The following is a 15,673-nucleotide window of genomic DNA, read 5'->3' on the forward strand; positions in this document are numbered from 1 at the left end:
GCCTCGGCGACCACGCGTACCGCACGCCGGTCAGCTCGATCAAGTCGATGATCGGCCACTCGCTCGGTGCGATCGGCTCCATCGAGATCGCGGCGTCGGCCCTGGCGATCAAGCACGGCGTGGTGCCGCCGACAGCCAACCTGCACGAACGCGACCCGGAGTGCGACCTCGACTACGTGCCGCTGACCGCGCGCGAGCAGCAGACCGACGTGGTGTTGAGCGTGGGCAGCGGGTTCGGCGGCTTCCAGAGCGCGATGCTCCTGGCGCGTGTGGCATGACCACTGTCGTCACCGGAGTCGGGGTGGCCGCGCCCAACGGGTTGGGACGCGACGCCTTCTGGGCGGCCACCGTCGCCGGGGTGGGTGGCATCGGGCCGATCAGCCGTTTCGACCCCTCGGGTTACCCGGCGCAGCTGGCCGGCGAGGTTCCCGGATACGAGGCGGCCGAGCACATCCCGAGCCGGTTGATGGCGCAGACCGATCACATGACCCGGTTGTCGCTGACGGCGGCGCAGTGGGCCCTGGCCGACGCGTCCGTCGACCCGTCGGCGCTGCCCGAGTTCGGCATGGGTGTGGTCACGGCCAGCGCGTCGGGTGGTTTCGAGTTCGGCCACCGTGAGCTGGAGAAGCTCTGGAGCAAGGGCTCCGAGCACGTCAGCGCCTACCAGTCGTTCGCCTGGTTCTACGCCGTCAACACCGGTCAGATCTCGATCCGTCACGGGATGCGGGGGCCGACCGGGGTGCTCGTCACCGAGCAGGCGGGTGGGCTCGACGCGGTGGCGCAGGCCCGGCGACAGGTGCGCAAGGGCGTGCAGCTCGTGATGACCGGTGGGGTCGACGCGTCGCTCTGCCCGTGGGGTTGGACGGCCCAGCTCGCCAACGGCCTGCTCAGCACCGGGCGGGATCCGGCCACGGCGTTCCTGCCGTTCGATGCCAACGCGTCGGGTTACGTGCCCGGCGAGGGCGGGGCGATCCTCGTGCTGGAGGACGCGGACGCGGCGGCCCGGCGCGGAGCCGCCGTCTACGGGGTGATCGCCGGGTACGGCGCGACGTTCGACCCCCGGCCCGGCTCCGGCCGCCCGTCGGGTCTGCGTCGGGCGGCCGAGATGGCAGTGTCCGACGCCGGTCTCACGCCAGCCGACATCGACGTCGTCTTCGCCGACGGCGCCGGGGTCGCGGAGCTCGACCGTGTCGAGGCCGAGGCGATCAGCGCCGTCTTCGGCCCCCGAGGGGTGCCGGTGACCGCGCCCAAGACGATGACCGGCCGGCTCTACTCGGGCGGGGCGGCGCTCGACCTGGTCTCCGCGCTGTTGTCGATCCGACACGGCGTCATCCCGCCCACCACCAACATCCGCCAGCCGGCCGAGGGCCTGCGACTCGACCTGGTACGCGACGTCGCGCGGGAGACACCCGTACGCGCGGCGCTCGTGCTCGCCAGGGGCTACGGCGGGTTCAACGCGGCCATGGTCGTGACCGACGAAAGGAATGGACGATGACCGACGCCAGCCTCGCCGCCGTCGCCAACTTGGACGAGCAGCAGGCACTTGACCTGCGTGAACGGCAGATCGCGGTGCTGGGAAGCGCCAAACAGATCGCCAACGTGATCTATGTGGTCACCGAGCTGGGCGTCGCCGACCTGCTCGTGAACGGGCCGGTGCCGGTCGCCCAACTGGCGGCGGCGACCGAGTCACACGAGGACGCGCTGCGCCGCATCCTCCGCGCCGCCGCGGCGGTCGGCATCTTCGACGAGCAGGAGGACGGGTCGTTCGCGCTGACGCCGCTCGGCGAGGGGCTGACGTCGGCCCGGATCGGCGGGCTGCGGCCGATGGTGCAGTTCAGCGGCGCCGACTTCAACCGCCTCCCGTACGCGGAGATCCTGCACAGTGTCCGGACCGGCGAGCCTGCCTTCAACAAGGTCTTCGGCATGGGCTTCTACGACTACCTGCAGGCCCACCCGGAGGCCAACCGGTTCTTCGAGGGCTTCATGGCCCACTGGAGCCGGCGGCTCGCCGACCGGTTCGCGACGGAGTTGGCGCCCGAGCGGTTCGGCCGGATCGCCGACATCGGTGGCAGCAACGGTTACTTCCTGGCCAAGATGCTCCAGCGCCACCCCGAGGGCACCGGCGTCCTCTTCGACCTGCCCGAGGTGGTGGCCGACGCCGAACCGCTGCTCAAGGAGCTCGGGGTCACCGAGCGCGTCGAGGTGCGCGGCGGCGACTTCTTCACCGACGAGCTGCCGGCCGGTGCCGACGCGTACATCCTGAAGTCGATCGTCCACAACTGGCCGGACGACACCTGCGTCACGCTGCTGCGTCGGATCCGGGCGGCGATCGGCGACGCCGACTCCCGCCTGATCGCGATCGACCAGATCGTGCCGCCCCGCAACCAGTGGGACCACGCCAAGATCATCGACATCGACATGCTGGTGCTCTTCGGCGGCAAGGAGCGCGACCTCCGCGAGTGGCAGGCGCTGTTCACCGCGTCCGGTTTCGAGCTGGTCAACACCCCCGCGTCCCGCGGCTGGGCCCTGCTCGAAGCGCGTCCGATCTAGGAAAGGAAGCCCGCAATGGCACACATCGGCATCGACCAGCCGGTCGTGACGATGGTCAACGTCTTCACCGTCGAGCCGGCCAACCAGCAGAAGCTCGTCGACATCCTGATCGAGGCGACCGACACGGTGATGTCCAAGGTGGACGGGTTCGTGTCGGCGAACATCCACGCCAGCCTCGACGGCACCCGGGTCGTCAACTACGCGCAGTGGAAGAGCGAGGAGCACTTCACCGCGATGCTGCAGAACCCCGAGGTCCATCCGCACTTCGGCGAGGTACGCGCGATCGCCACGCCGGAACGCCACCTCTACAAAGTCGTCTACACGGAGGACGCTCATGTCTGACGGAAGCACCGACGTCCTGATCGTCGGCGGTGGCCCGGTCGGCCTGTCGACCGCGCTCTTCCTGGCCCGTAAGGGGATCCGGCCGATCCTGGTCGAACGTCGGCCCCGGCTGTCGACGATCCCCCGCGCGACCGGTCTGCACGCCCGCACGGTGGAGATCTTCCGCACCGTCGGCCTGGAGCCGGCCGTGCAGGAGGCCGGCATGAAGATCGTCGGGCCGGGCGCCGAACTCGACCTCGTCCGCGCCGGCCGCGCCACGCCACTGGTCATGCTCGGCGCCCAGTCGCTGGCCGACCTCCACAAGTCGTTCGTCATGGAGGCCCACGACGTCGACTACGACGCGTTCACCCCGAGCTGGCCGATCTGGTGCGGCCAGGACCACTACGAGCCGCTGCTCTTCGACGCCGCCGTCGAAGCGGGCGCGGAGATCCGCTTCCAGAACGAGCTGGTCGGGCTGGTCCAGGACTCCGACGGCGTGACAGCGACAGTCAACGACAACGGCACCACCCGCACGATCCGGGCGCGTTACGTCGTCGCGGCCGACGGCGTGAAGAGCCCCGTCCGCGACATGCTCCAGATCGGAAACCGCAGCAACGGTGTCGCCGGGAACTTCGTCAGCATCATCTTCCGCGCCAAGGTCGACCTGCCCGACACCGCACCACGGTTCACCCTGATCTACCTGATGAACCAGCTGGCCCAGGGCCTGCTGCTCTTCATCGAGCCGGGGCGGTGGATGTTCGGCGTCAACTACTACCCCGAGCGGGGGCAGTCGCCGGCCGACTTCACGCCGGAGCGCTGCGTCGAGCTGGCCCGGATCGCCGCCGGCGACCCCGAGCTGGAGGTGGAGGTCGAGTCGGCCCAGCCCTGGGACGCGCGGCACATGGTCGCCGACGCGTACCGGTCGGGGCGGGTCTTCCTCGCCGGCGACGCCTGTCACGCGCATCCCCCGGCCGGTGGCTTCGGCGTCAACGCCGGCATACAGGACGCGCACAACCTGGCGTGGAAGCTCGCCGAGGTGCTCCAGGGGCACGCCGACGAGAGCCTGCTCGACTCCTACGAGGCCGAGCGTCGTCCGGTCGGCGCGGCCACCGCCGACCAGGCGTGGATGCTGTTCCGCACCCGGGGGCAGCTCGCCGACGAGGACAAGGCCGCCTATCGGGACTTCGTCATCGTGACGATGGGCTACCGCTACACCTCGAACGCGATCGTCGGCGCGCCCGCCGACACCGAGCTGCTGCCCCGCGAGCTGAGCTTCACCGGCCAACCCGGATCGCGCGCGCCGCACGGCTGGGTCGACCACCACGGCAGCCGGGTCTCCACGATCGACGTGCTGACCGAGGGCTGGACGCTGGCCACCGCACCCGGCGACGACACGTGGCTCGCGGCGGCCGAGACCGTCGCCTCGCAGACCGGCGTCCCGATCCGGGCACTGACCGCCGGCCCCGACGGCGACCTCGCCGACGACGGCTCGTGGCTCGCCAGCTGTGGCGTCGGCACCGGCGGCGCGCTGCTGGTACGCCCCGACGGCATCGTCGCCTGGCGCAGTGCCGGCCCGGTGGACGACAAGGCGCAGACCCTGGCCGCCGCCCTGGCCACGATCCTGCGGGGGGCGTGAGCAGATGTCCTACCGCGCCCTCATGGTCATGCGGATGGCCCCCGGTCACGCCGACGCCGTCGCCGAGCTCTTCGCCGAACACGACAAGGGCGACATGCCCCACGTCGTCGGCATCTCGCGGCGCACCCTCTTCCGCTACCAGGACCTCTACATGCACCTGCTCGAGGCGGACACCGACGTCTTCGACAAGCTCCTCGCGGCCCGTGCCCGCGCGGACTTCCAGGAGGTCAACCGCCGCCTCTCGGCCTACCTGCAGCGCTACGCGCCGGACAGCATGACCGAGCTGCAGGACTCGTTGGCCACGCCCTTCTACACCTGGAGCCCCGAGACAGGGAGCATCACGTGACGCTGACCCGCCGCGACATCAACGAGATGATGCAGGCATACAAGAAGACGAGCCTGCTGCGTACCGGCGTCGAGCTGGGCGTCTTCGACGCCCTGGCCGCGGGCCCGGCGACGGCCGGTGGGCTCGCCCCGAAGCTCGGCATCCACCCGCGCGGCGCGCGCATCCTGCTCGACGCGCTCACCGCGATCCGGCTCACCGACCGGACCGGCGAGCACTTCTCGCTCACCCCGGCGGCCGCCGACCACCTGGTCAGCACCCGTCCCGACTACCTGGGCGGGATGGTCAAGGTGATGTCGAGCGACTGGGAGTGGGACGCGCTGCGCGACCTCAGCGCCGCCGTACGGGAGGGCGGCACCGTCCTGGACGTGCACGCCGAAACCCCGGAGTACAGCTACTGGGAGGACTTCGCCGCGTACGCGACGAAGGTCGCCCAGCCGACCGCCGAGGTGATGGCCGAGGCGCTCGCGCCGTGGGCGAAGGAGCGCGCCGAGCTCGACATCCTCGACGTCGCCTGCGGCCACGGCGTCTACGGTTACACGCTCGCGCAGCACAACCCGCAGGCGACGGTGACCTCGCTGGACTGGCCCAACGTGCTCGCCGTGACCGAGAAGCACGCCGAGCGGCTCGGCGTACGCGACCGGGCGTCGTTCCTGCCCGGTGACATGTTCCCCACCGATCTCGGGGGCCCCTCCGACGTCGCGCTGCTCACCAACGTCACCCACCACTTCTCCGAGGAGCGGGTGCACGAGCTGGTGAAACGGCTCGGTTCCGTGGTCAAGCAGGGTGGCCGGCTGGTCATCGTCGGCTTCACCACCGGCGACGAGTCGCCGGCGCTGGACCCGGCGCCGTACCTCTTCTCGGTGCTGATGTTGGTCTGGACCTTCGAGGGGGAGTCGCACTCCGTCGCCGCCTACAACCGGGCCCTCGCCGCGGCGGGCTTCGGCCCGGCCACCGTCCACCCGACGGACCTGCCGTTCCGCGTGCTCGTCGCAGAGAAGGGATGACCATGCATCGGCAACCGGTAGTGAAGGTCGCCGCCACCGACGTGCCCGGCATCAACCGGATCGGCGGCGAGGTGCGGATCCTGCTCAGCCCGAAGACCGTCGACGCGACGGAGGGCTTCATGGGCACGGTCCGGCTGGAGCCGGGCGAGTTCCTGGCGGAGCAGTACAACCCGTACTCGGACAAGTTCTGTTATCTGGTGCGCGGCGAGGTGGTGATCCGGGTCGACGGCACGGAGGTCAAGCTCGCGGCCGACGAAGCTCTCATGGTCCGTCGCGGCCAGCGGCACCGCATCGTCAATGCCGGTGGTGAGACCGCGCTGATCGTGTTCCAGATCAGTCCGCTCGCACCCCGCCCCGAACTGGGCCACGTCGACACCGAGGAGGTCCCGCACCCCGAGTCGCCGGTGCCGCAGGTCGGCGGCGTCCGCGACGGGTGGCAGCGACCGACGGGAGGAAACTCATGAGCCAGCTGACCCTCGACGACCTGCGCCGGATCCTGGAGAGCAGCTCCGGCGTGGTCGAGCAGACCGACTGGGCCGACCCGGCGACGCTCGACGCGCCGTTCGAAGACCTCGGCTACGACTCGCTCGCGCTGCTGGAACTGGCGGCGCGGGTGCAGCAGGAGTACGAGGTGCGCATCCCCGACGACGCCGTGTCGATCATGCAGACGCCCCGGCTCGCCGTCGACTACGTCAACCAACGACTCGCGGATCGGTGAACCCATGGCCGGACACACTGACAACGCGGTCGTCATCAACGCACCGTTCGACCTCGTCTGGGACCTGACCAACGACATCCCCAACTGGCCCTCCCTGTTCAGTGAGTACGCCAGCACGGAAGTGCTCTCGACGTCCGCCGACGGGGCCGTCGTCTTCCGCCTGACGATGCACCCCGACCCGGCCGGCCGGGTCTGGAGCTGGGTCTCCGAGCGGGTGCCCGACCGCGCCGACCGGGTGGTGCGGGCCCGACGGCTGGAGACCGGCGCGTTCAAGTACATGAACCTGTTCTGGGAGTACACCGAGATCCCGGACGGCGGCGTGCGGATGCGGTGGGTGCAGGACTTCGAGATGCGCCCGGGCGGGCACGCCGACGACGAGGGCATGACCGCCCACCTCAACCGGACCACACGTGAGCAGCAGGCACGCATCCGGGAGATCGTGGAGAAGGCCGCGGCCGAACGCGGGCAGTCATGACCGCCACCGTCAACACGCCCGTCGGTAAGAGCTGGCTGGTCTGCCCGGGTTGCCGGGCGCTGCTCTACCAGCGCCGTGTCGAGCGCAACCTGGGCGTCTGCCCGGAGTGCGACCACCACGACCAGGTCACCGCGCACCAGCGGATCGAGCAGCTCTTCGACCTCGACTCGGTCGAGGAGCTGCCCCCGGTCGGCGCGTTCGGTGATCCGCTCGGGTTCGTCGACACCAAGCCCTACCCGCAGCGGCTCGAAGCCGCCCGTCGGCGTACCGGGCTGGACGAGGCAGTCGTCTGTGTCCGGGGCACTGTCGAGGGGCAGCCGCTGATCGCCGCGGTGATGGACTTCCGGTTCCTCGGCGGCAGCCTCGGCGCGGGTGTCGGTGAGCGGATCACCCGGGCCGCCGAGTTGGCACTGGAGACCCGTACGCCGCTGTTGATCGTCAGCGCCTCCGGCGGTGCCCGGATGCAGGAGGGCGCCCTGTCGCTCATGCAGATGGCCAAGACCAGCGCGGCGCTCGGTGCCCTCGACGAGGCGGGGGTCCTGACGATCTCGCTGGTCAGCGACCCGACCTACGGTGGCGTCGCGGCATCGTTCGCGACCCTCTGCGACGTCATTCTCGCCGAGCCGGGGGCCCGCCTCGGCTTCGCCGGGCCGAGGGTGATCCAGCAGACGCTGCGCCAGCCACTGCCGGCCGGCTTCCAGACCGCCGAGTACCTCTTTGCCCGCGGCATGCTCGACGACCTGGTACCCCGGTCGAACCTGCGGCCGACCATCGCCCGGCTGCTGGCCTTCGCGGCGGCCGGGCCGTTCACCCCGGAGCACTCCCGGGTACGGGCGACCGCGCCCGCCGACCCGGCGGACCCGTGGACGGTCGTGGCACGGTCCCGTGCTCTCGGTCGCCCCTCCACGCTCGACTACATCGGCCACTTCGTGGACGGCTTCGTGGAGCTGCACGGCGACCGGCTCGCGAGTGACTGCCCGGCGATCGTCGGCGGCGTCGGCCTGATCGACGGGCGGCCGGTCGTGGTGATCGGCCACCAGAAGGGCCACACGGTCGCCGAGGTGGCCAGCCGCAACTTCGGCATGGCGACACCGGCCGGCTACCGCAAGGCGGCCCGGCTGATGCGCCTGGCCGAGAAGCTCGGCGCGCCGATCGTGACGCTGATCGACACACCCGGGGCCTACCACGGCATCTCGGCGGAGGAGAACGGGCAGGCCCTCGCCATCGCCGACAACATCCGACTGATGGCCGGGCTGACGGTGCCGGTCGTCGCGGTGGTGACCGGCGAGGGCGGCAGCGGGGGTGCGCTCGCCCTCGGCGTCGGCAACCGGGTGCTGATGCTCGAGAACGCGACGTACTCGGTGATCAGCCCGGAGGGTTGCGCCGCGATCCTCTGGAACGACTCCGGCCGGGCCGACGAGGCCGCCGCACAGCTCAAACTCCAGGCCGGCGACCTGCTCGCGCTCGGCATCGTCGACGGGGTGGTTCCCGAACCGCCCGGCGGGGCGCCGGCCGATCCCGGTGCGACCGCGTCGGCCGTACACCGGGCGGTCGTCGACGCGTTGGCGGAGCTGGCCGGTCTGCACCGCGAGGAGGTGCGGGTCCATCGCCGGGCCCGCTTCCGACAGATCGGAGGTGTGACGAATGCCGGAGGGTAACGCCGACCCGCTGGACGCCGCGGTCCGCAGCCTCGCGCGGCTGATCGGATCGACGCCAGGCCCGGTCCGTCGCGCCCGACTCCAGCACGGCGACCTGGTGGTCGAGGTGGAGTGGCCGGACGGCGCGGCTGTGGTGGCGGCAGCCCCGGCGGCCCCGCCGGTGGAGGCCGACGCCGGGCTGCACTACGTGTGCGCGCCGATGGTCGCGACGCTCTACCTCGCGCCGTCGCCCGGCGCCGACCCGTTCGTTCGGGAGGGCGACCAGGTCGTGGCCGGCCAGCAGGTCGCGATCCTGGAAGCGATGAAGATGATGATCCCGGTTGAGGCCGACCGTGCGGGCGAGGTCGTGAAGGTACTGGTGCCCAACGCGACTCCGGTCGAGTACGGCGAGCGGCTGATCGCCTTAGCTGTGTCGGAGGACTGACGGTGTTCGAGTCGGTGCTGATCGCCAACCGGGGCGAGATCGCGGTCCGCATCGCGCGGACCTGCCGGGAGATGGGGCTGCGGACAGTTGCTGTCTACTCGACAGTCGACCGCGACTCTGCGGTGGTGCGGTTGGCGGACGAGGCCGTCCAGATCGGGCCGGGCCCGAGCCGGCGCAGCTACCTGAGCGCCCCGGCCATCATCGAGGCGGCCCGCCGCACGGGGGCCGACGCGATCCACCCGGGTTACGGCTTCCTCTCCGAGGACCCGGACTTCGCCGAGATCTGTGCGGCCGACGGGATCACGTTCATCGGGCCGCCGCCCGCCGTGATGGCCGCGCTGGGCGACAAGGCCCGGACGCGGGGCATCATGGCGGGCCTCGGCCTGCCGGTGCTCCCCGGCACCACCGACGCCGTCGAGTCGGCGGCCCACGCCCGCGCGGTGGCGGAGGAGATCGGCTTTCCGCTGATCATCAAGGCGGTCGCCGGTGGTGGCGGCCGGGGCGTTCGGGTGGTCCGCGCCCCGGCCTCGTTCCTGGGCGAGTTCGCCACCGCGCGGGCCGAGGCGCAGCTGCTCTTCGGCGACAACCGGGTCTACATCGAGCGTTACCTCGAATCGGCGCGCCACGTCGAGGTGCAGGTGCTCACCGACCGTTACGGCAACGGCGTCCACCTCGGCGAGCGCGACTGCTCGGTGCAGCGGCGTCACCAGAAACTGATCGAGGAGTCACCCGCGCCCGGGTTGCCGCAACACCTTGTCGACCGGATGACCGCCGCCGCGGTCACCGGCGCACTCGGCGTCGGCTACGTGGGCGCGGGCACGTTCGAGTTCCTGGTCGGCGGCGGGGACGACTTCCACCTCATGGAGGTCAACTGCCGCCTGCAGGTCGAACACCCGGTCTCCGAGTTGGTGACCGGCGTCGACCTGGTGCGGCAACAGATCCTCGTCGCGGCCGGCGAACGGCTCGCACTGACCCAGGCCGAGGTGGTGCCACGTGGTACGGCGATCGAGTGCCGCCTCAACGTCGAGGACCCGGCGCGCGGCTTCGTTCCGACGCCGGGTGAGCTGACCCGCTTCGACCTGCCCGCCGGCCCGTTCGTCCGGGTCGACACGCACGGGTACGCCGGCTACCGGGTGCCGGCCGACTACGACTCGCTGCTCGCGAAGGTGGTCGTCTGGGCGCCTGACCGGACCCAGGCGCTGGCCCGGATGGCCCGCGCCCTCGACGAGTGCGCCGTCGAAGGGCCGGGTGTGGCCACCACCCGGGACTTCCTCCGATCGACGCTCGACCATTCGCTGTTCCGCGCCGCCAAACACGACACCTCGCTTGTCGACACCATGCTCACCGGTCTCCAGCCGGACACCACCGAAGCTCCAGAGCGCCACTAAGGGAAGGGTTCACACTGCTGCCGGTTCGCGGGTTTACCGCCCGTGCGTCCACGCGGGCGCCCGCGGACGGAAGGTGGCCGACATGGCAATTGGCAACGCTTCTCCAGGTGTCAGCCGACGGCGACTGTTGGCCGGAGTCGGCGCGGGCGCGTTCCTCGCCGGCACCGGGGGAGTCCTGCTCGACGCGGCGCCGGCGGCGGCCGCGTTCTCCAACCGGTTCGGTCGGATGTTCCCGTCGTTACCGGCGTTCGGGTCGGCGACGACCCAGATGCGGAACGCGCTGATCGACCTGTCCCGCGTCGGTGGCCCGATGGACGCCCGCGACCCGCTCGGTGTCGGCGCCGAGGCCCTCTCCGACCTGCAGCAACACAGCATCAACAACCCCGACAACTTCTCGGTCCCGCAGGGCATGACGTACTTCGGGCAGTTCGTCGACCACGACCTGGCCTTCGAGACGACGGCGCCGCTGGGCACGCCGGTCGACCCGACCACGGTGCCCAATCCCCGGACGCCGGCCCTCGACCTCGACTCGCTCTACGGTGCCGGACCGACCGGGAACCCGGAGCTGTACACCTCATCCGACCCCGCCAAACTCAGGATCGAGTCGGGCGGGCGCTTCGAGGACCTGCCGCGCAACTCCAGCGGTAAGGCGATCGTCTTCGACCCCCGCAACGACGAGAACCTGCCGATCGCGCAGATCACTGCCGCGTTCATCCTCTTCCACAACCGGGTGGTCGACCTGGTGCGCGCCCAGGGCACAGCGGAGTCGCAGGTCTTCGCCGCCGCCCGCAGGCTCGTCACCTGGCACTACCAGTGGATCGTGCTCAACGAGTTTCTCCCGCTGATCGCCGGCCCGGGCGCGGTCTCCACAGTGCTCAGCGGAGGCCGGCGCTTCTACCGGCCGGAGCCGAACGCGACATTCATCCCGGTCGAGTTCACCGCCGCGGCGTTCCGCTTCGGCCACAGCCAGCCGCGACCGGCCTACCTGGTCAACCGCACCGGCAACGGCGGCGACGAGTTCTACGCCATGCTCTTCGACTCGGCGCTGGGCGGCGCCGACCCGGCCGACCTGCGCGGCGGGAAGCGGGCCGCCCGCCGCTACCTCGACTACCAGTTCTGGTTCCAGTTCTTCGACGGCCAGGTGCGCTGGAGCAAGTGGATCGACGTGCGCAACTCGACACCGCTGTTCGGTTTCCCGCTGCCACCGCCGCCGTCCGGCTCGCCGTCGGCCAACCTGCTCGGCCGCGACCTGCTCCGGCAGTTGACCTTCGGCATCCCGTCGGGCCAGCGGATCGCCGCGCACATCGGGGCGCCTGCGCTCGGCAGCTTCAACTTCCCCGAGCTCAGTGGGTACGGCCTCGGCCTGGACGCCAACACCCCGCTCTTCTACTACATCCTCAAGGAGGCGCAGCTCCAGGCCGGCGGCGGCTCGTTGGGCGCGGTGGGTGGGCGGATCGTGGCGGAGGTGCTCATCGGCGTCGCCCAACTCGACCCGGCGAGCTACCTGACCGTGCAGCCCAGATGGCGCCCGACCCTGCCCGCCCGCTTCTCCGGCCAGTTCACGATGGCGGACCTGCTCACGTACGCCCGGGTCGACCCGGCCAGCCGCAACTCCTGACAGCTCCTGCGCCGCACCCGGGCTCCAGGCGGCCCGGGTGCGGCGCATGAGCACCGTTGAACCGGACTCCAACGGTCCTCGACGCCGCTGGGGGAGGGTGCGGGCATGACTGGCAACTTCAGCGATTTCAAGGTGGCGGACCTGTCGTTGGCGGCCTTCGGGCGTAAGGAGATCGAGCTGGCCGAGCACGAGATGCCGGGGCTGATGTCGATCCGGAGGGAGTTCGCCTCGCGGCAGCCGCTGAAGGGTGCGCGGATCACCGGCTCGCTGCACATGACGATTCAGACGGCGGTGCTGATCGAGACGCTGGTGGCGCTCGGCGCGCAGGTCAGGTGGGCTTCCTGCAACATCTTCTCGACCCAGGACCACGCGGCGGCAGCGATCGTGGTCGGTCCGGCCGGCACCCCGGACGCCCCGGCGGGCGTCCCGGTCTACGCCTGGAAGGGCGAGACCCTCGACGAGTACTGGTGGTGCACCCAGCAGGTGCTGCTCTGGCCGGACGGGCAGGGCCCGAACATGATCCTCGACGACGGTGGTGACGCCACGTTGCTGGTGCACAAGGGTGCCGAGTTCGAGGCGATCGGGGCGGTGCCGTCGCCGGAGAGCGCGGACTCCGAGGAGTACGAGGTCATCCTCGGTGTGTTGACCCGGTCGCTGCGGGAGGACAACCGTCGCTGGACGCGGGTCGCCGCCGGGATCAGGGGCGTGACCGAGGAGACCACCACCGGTGTGCACCGGCTGTACGAGATGCAGCAGGCGGGGAACCTGCTGTTCCCGGCGATCAACGTCAACGACTCGGTGACCAAGAGCAAGTTCGACAACAAGTACGGCTGCCGGCACTCGCTGATCGACGGGATCAACCGGGCCACCGATGTGCTGATCGGCGGGAAGGTCGCCGTCGTGTTCGGTTACGGCGACGTTGGCAAGGGCTGCGCCGAGAGTCTGCGCGGTCAGGGCGCGCGGGTCATCGTGACCGAGGTGGACCCGATCTGCGCCCTGCAGGCGGCGATGGACGGCTACCAGGTCGCGACCATCGATGACGTTGTCGAGACCGCTGACATCTTCGTGACCGCGACGGGCTGCTTCAGTGTGATCACCAACGAGCACATGGCCAGCATGAAGCACCAGGCGATAGTGGGGAACATCGGTCACTTCGACAACGAGATCGACATGGCCGGTCTCGCGAAACGCGGGGACGTCGAGCGGATCACGGTGAAGCCGCAGGTGGACGAGTGGCGGTTCGCGGACGGCCACTCGATCATCGTGTTGTCCGAGGGGCGGCTGTTGAACCTCGGCAACGCCACCGGACATCCGAGCTTCGTGATGTCGAACAGCTTCGCCAACCAGACCATCGCGCAGATCGAGCTGTTCACCCGCACCGACCAGTACCCGGTCGGTGTCCACACCCTCCCCAAGCACCTGGACGAGAAGGTCGCCCGACTCCACCTCGCCGCGTTGGGTGTGCGCCTCACCGAGCTGACCAAGGAACAAGCCAACTACCTCGGTGTCCCGGTCGAGGGGCCCTACAAGCCCGACCACTACCGCTACTGAGAGGGCCCGTCCGCATGATCGCCGTATCCGGTTCGATCGCGACCGACCATCTGATGCGCTTCCCGGGGCGGTTCGCCGAGCAACTCGTCGCCGGCAGCCTCGACACCGTCTCGCTCTCGTTCCTCGTCGACGACCTCGTCGTCCGTCGCGGCGGGGTCGCTGCCAACATCGCCTTCGGGCTGGCTCAACTCGGGCACCGGCCGGTGCTGCTCGGCGCGGTCGGTGGCGACTTCGGCGACTACCGCAGCTGGCTCGAGCGCAACGGGGTCGACTGCTCGGAGGTGCAGGTCAGCTCCATCGCACACACCGCACGGTTCATCTGCACCACCGACACCGACCTCTGCCAGATCGCGTCGTTCTATCCGGGTGCGATGGGCGAGCCCGACCGGATCAGCCTCGACGGTGTCGCCACCCGGGCCGGCGGCCTCCGGCTCGTCATCGTCGCCGCGGAGAATCCGGACACCATGCTCGCCCGTGCCGCCGCCTGCCGCCGACTGGGCCTGCCCTTCGCCGCCGACCCGTCGCAGCAGCTGGCCCGGATGTCGTCGGCCGACATCGAGGCGATGATCACCGGTGCGCGCTATCTCTTGACGAACGAGTACGAGGCGGCGCTGCTGGAGTCGAAGACCGGCCTGAGCGAGGACGACATCCTGCGCCGGGTGGGCGTGCGGGTCGTGACCCTGGGCGCCAACGGGGTACGGATCACCGGGCGCGACGGCGAGTTCCTGGTCCCGGCGCCGCGGGTGGGCGCCATCGTCGACCCGACCGGCGTCGGCGACGGCTTCCGGGCCGGCTTCTTCGCCGCGCTCGCCGCGGACCTGCCCATCGAGCGGGCGGCACAGGTGGGCTGCGTGCTGGCGGCGCACGTGCTGGAGGTCGAGGGCCCGCAGGAATACACCGTCGACGCCGACGTTTTCGAGCGCCGCATCGTCGAGTCGTACGGCAGTGAGGTAGCGGTCGACGTGCGCGCGTTGGGCCTGGCGCCGGTCTGACCGGGCCGGCCGGCGGCGCTGGCCTCCGGCGAGGAGCACGGATCCGCCGTCGTGACGGTCAGCGACCGGGCTGTGTCGCCGACGCGGGCACTGTCACCTGGGTGCTGGCCCGGGTTCGCTGGATCAGCACGACGCAGGCCAGCACCACCACCGCCGCCGCGATCGAGGCGGGTGTGACGGTCTCGTCGAGCAGCAGCGCCGACCAGATCAGGGTCAGTACGGGCTGGGCCAGCTGAATCTGGCCGACCTTGGCGATGCCACCCCGGGCGAGGCCCGCGTACCAGGCGAAGAAGCCGAGGAACATCGAGACGACGGTGAGGTAACCGAACGCCGACCAGACGACGGCGTCCGCCTGTGGGGGACGGGCGACGGCCGCCACGGCCGTGATGGGCACCGTGGCAGGCAGGGAGAGCAGCAACGCCCAGCAGATCGTCCGGGCCCCGCCGAGCTCGCGGGCGAGCGCGCCGCCCTCGGCGTACCCGAGGCCGCAGAGCACGACCGCTGCCAGCAGGAACAGGTCGGCGAGGGAGAGGGCGCCGTGCACCGCGCCGCTGGCGGCGAGGAACGTGAGCACCGACAGCAGTCCAGCGACAGTGGCGATCCAGAACAACGGGGGCGGGCGCTCGTTCGACCGCAGCACCGCGAAGACGGCCGTCATGGCGGGCAGCACCGTGATGACCACCGCGCCGTGCGCGGAGGTCTGCGTGGTGAGCGCGAGCGACGTGAACAGTGGAAAGCCGACGACGACACCGAGCGCGACGATCGAGAGCCGCTGCCACTGGCCCCGGGTGGGTCGCGGCGCTCTGGTGAACCGCAGGTACGCGTACGCCAGCAGCGCCGCGCCGACCGCCCGGCCGAAGGCGACGAACCACGGGTCGAGATCCTGCACCGCGAGGCGGGTGGCCGGCAGCGACATGCTGAAGGCGAGCACCCCCAGTGCGCCGAGGGCGAGGCCGGCGCCGCGTCCCGCTGTTATCGTCACCGGGGCAGTA

16 protein-coding genes and 1 pseudogene are annotated in these 15,673 nt (G+C 70.7%); 16 read left to right on the top strand and 1 reads right to left on the bottom strand.

All coding sequences use genetic code 11. The features are described from left to right. From KBX53_RS01190 to KBX53_RS01265, 16 genes and pseudogenes are all read left to right on the top strand, one after another. Positions 1-278, top strand: a pseudogene (locus KBX53_RS01190) (beta-ACP synthase); the annotation flags it as partial. Beyond that, a complete protein-coding gene (locus KBX53_RS01195) occupies positions 275-1,495 on the top strand; it encodes a ketosynthase chain-length factor (protein ID WP_210857527.1) in 1,221 nt (406 codons plus the stop codon). The pseudogene KBX53_RS01190 and the gene KBX53_RS01195, both read left to right, overlap by 4 nt. Next, positions 1,492-2,550: a methyltransferase gene (locus tag KBX53_RS01200; protein ID WP_210857528.1), complete on the top strand. Its 1,059-nt coding sequence runs from the start codon at positions 1,492-1,494 to the stop codon at positions 2,548-2,550. The genes KBX53_RS01195 and KBX53_RS01200 overlap by 4 nt, the downstream gene beginning before the upstream one ends. 15 nt (positions 2,551-2,565) lie before the next feature. Further along, on the top strand, positions 2,566-2,892 hold the full coding sequence (locus KBX53_RS01205) for an antibiotic biosynthesis monooxygenase (protein WP_030329365.1): 327 nt from the start codon (positions 2,566-2,568) through the stop codon (positions 2,890-2,892). Next, positions 2,885-4,507: an FAD-dependent oxidoreductase gene (locus KBX53_RS01210; protein ID WP_210857529.1), complete on the top strand. Its 1,623-nt coding sequence runs from the start codon at positions 2,885-2,887 to the stop codon at positions 4,505-4,507. Before KBX53_RS01205 ends, KBX53_RS01210 begins: the two co-directional genes overlap by 8 nt. A 4-nt stretch (positions 4,508-4,511) precedes the next feature. Continuing rightward, positions 4,512-4,853, top strand: coding sequence for a TcmI family type II polyketide cyclase (locus KBX53_RS01215; protein ID WP_124861433.1), 342 nt, complete (start codon positions 4,512-4,514; stop codon positions 4,851-4,853). Next, the gene (locus KBX53_RS01220) at positions 4,850-5,857 is read left to right on the top strand and encodes a class I SAM-dependent methyltransferase (RefSeq protein ID WP_309140688.1); all 1,008 of its coding nucleotides are present in this window, start codon (positions 4,850-4,852) and stop codon (positions 5,855-5,857) included. The genes KBX53_RS01215 and KBX53_RS01220 overlap by 4 nt, the downstream gene beginning before the upstream one ends. A 2-nt stretch (positions 5,858-5,859) precedes the next feature. Further along, a complete protein-coding gene (locus KBX53_RS01225) occupies positions 5,860-6,321 on the top strand; it encodes a cupin domain-containing protein (protein WP_081883721.1) in 462 nt (153 codons plus the stop codon). Beyond that, positions 6,318-6,575, top strand: a complete 258-nt coding sequence (locus KBX53_RS01230) for an acyl carrier protein (RefSeq protein WP_030329356.1) — start codon at positions 6,318-6,320, stop codon at positions 6,573-6,575. Before KBX53_RS01225 ends, KBX53_RS01230 begins: the two co-directional genes overlap by 4 nt. A gap of 4 nt (positions 6,576-6,579) precedes the next feature. Continuing rightward, entirely contained in the window at positions 6,580-7,050 is a 471-nt protein-coding gene (locus KBX53_RS01235) for an SRPBCC family protein (RefSeq protein ID WP_210857530.1), read from the top strand. Further along, entirely contained in the window at positions 7,047-8,708 is a 1,662-nt protein-coding gene (locus KBX53_RS01240; protein ID WP_210857531.1) for an acetyl-CoA carboxylase carboxyltransferase subunit alpha, read from the top strand. The genes KBX53_RS01235 and KBX53_RS01240 overlap by 4 nt, the downstream gene beginning before the upstream one ends. After that, positions 8,695-9,132 carry a biotin/lipoyl-containing protein gene (locus KBX53_RS01245; protein ID WP_030329351.1) on the top strand — a complete coding sequence of 146 codons (438 nt, stop codon included), beginning with the start codon at positions 8,695-8,697 and terminating at the stop codon, positions 9,130-9,132. Before KBX53_RS01240 ends, KBX53_RS01245 begins: the two co-directional genes overlap by 14 nt. 2 nt (positions 9,133-9,134) lie before the next feature. Then, positions 9,135-10,520: an acetyl/propionyl/methylcrotonyl-CoA carboxylase subunit alpha gene (locus KBX53_RS01250; protein WP_210857532.1), complete on the top strand. Its 1,386-nt coding sequence runs from the start codon at positions 9,135-9,137 to the stop codon at positions 10,518-10,520. Between the two features lie 82 nt (positions 10,521-10,602). Then, positions 10,603-12,138 (top strand): peroxidase family protein, encoded by a 1,536-nt coding sequence (locus KBX53_RS01255; RefSeq protein ID WP_210857533.1) that lies wholly within the window; start codon positions 10,603-10,605, stop codon positions 12,136-12,138. A 105-nt stretch (positions 12,139-12,243) separates the two neighbouring features. Then, complete coding sequence (gene ahcY / locus KBX53_RS01260) at positions 12,244-13,689, top strand: adenosylhomocysteinase (RefSeq protein WP_210857534.1); 1,446 nt, start codon at positions 12,244-12,246, stop codon at positions 13,687-13,689. A 14-nt stretch (positions 13,690-13,703) separates the two neighbouring features. Then, entirely contained in the window at positions 13,704-14,681 is a 978-nt protein-coding gene (locus KBX53_RS01265; RefSeq protein WP_210857535.1) for a carbohydrate kinase family protein, read from the top strand. A 58-nt stretch (positions 14,682-14,739) separates the two neighbouring features. Here KBX53_RS01265 and KBX53_RS01270 read toward each other — a convergent pair whose 3' ends face one another. After that, entirely contained in the window at positions 14,740-15,663 is a 924-nt protein-coding gene (locus KBX53_RS01270) for a DMT family transporter (protein ID WP_309140689.1), read from the bottom strand. Between the last annotated feature and the right edge of the window lie 10 nt (positions 15,664-15,673).

Origin of the sequence: Micromonospora sp. M51 (assembly GCF_018070305.1) — a bacterium.
In the GTDB taxonomy this organism is placed as follows: Bacteria; Actinomycetota; Actinomycetes; order Mycobacteriales; family Micromonosporaceae; genus Micromonospora; species Micromonospora parva.

What these genes read in the sequence shown, in the direction of transcription:
- KBX53_RS01255 (WP_210857533.1), top strand. Translation starts at nt 10,603, where the DNA reads ATGGCAATTGGCAACGCTTCTCCAGGTGTCAGCCGACGGCGACTGTTG.
- KBX53_RS01210 (WP_210857529.1), top strand. Translation starts at nt 2,885, where the DNA reads ATGTCTGACGGAAGCACCGACGTCCTGATCGTCGGCGGTGGCCCGGTC.
- KBX53_RS01205 (WP_030329365.1), top strand. Translation starts at nt 2,566, where the DNA reads ATGGCACACATCGGCATCGACCAGCCGGTCGTGACGATGGTCAACGTC.
- KBX53_RS01265 (WP_210857535.1), top strand. Translation starts at nt 13,704, where the DNA reads ATGATCGCCGTATCCGGTTCGATCGCGACCGACCATCTGATGCGCTTC.
- KBX53_RS01225 (WP_081883721.1), top strand. Translation starts at nt 5,860, where the DNA reads ATGCATCGGCAACCGGTAGTGAAGGTCGCCGCCACCGACGTGCCCGGC.
- KBX53_RS01240 (WP_210857531.1), top strand. Translation starts at nt 7,047, where the DNA reads ATGACCGCCACCGTCAACACGCCCGTCGGTAAGAGCTGGCTGGTCTGC.
- KBX53_RS01195 (WP_210857527.1), top strand. Translation starts at nt 275, where the DNA reads ATGACCACTGTCGTCACCGGAGTCGGGGTGGCCGCGCCCAACGGGTTG.
- KBX53_RS01235 (WP_210857530.1), top strand. Translation starts at nt 6,580, where the DNA reads ATGGCCGGACACACTGACAACGCGGTCGTCATCAACGCACCGTTCGAC.
- KBX53_RS01230 (WP_030329356.1), top strand. Translation starts at nt 6,318, where the DNA reads ATGAGCCAGCTGACCCTCGACGACCTGCGCCGGATCCTGGAGAGCAGC.
- KBX53_RS01245 (WP_030329351.1), top strand. Translation starts at nt 8,695, where the DNA reads ATGCCGGAGGGTAACGCCGACCCGCTGGACGCCGCGGTCCGCAGCCTC.
- KBX53_RS01200 (WP_210857528.1), top strand. Translation starts at nt 1,492, where the DNA reads ATGACCGACGCCAGCCTCGCCGCCGTCGCCAACTTGGACGAGCAGCAG.
- KBX53_RS01215 (WP_124861433.1), top strand. Translation starts at nt 4,512, where the DNA reads ATGTCCTACCGCGCCCTCATGGTCATGCGGATGGCCCCCGGTCACGCC.
- ahcY (WP_210857534.1), top strand. Translation starts at nt 12,244, where the DNA reads ATGACTGGCAACTTCAGCGATTTCAAGGTGGCGGACCTGTCGTTGGCG.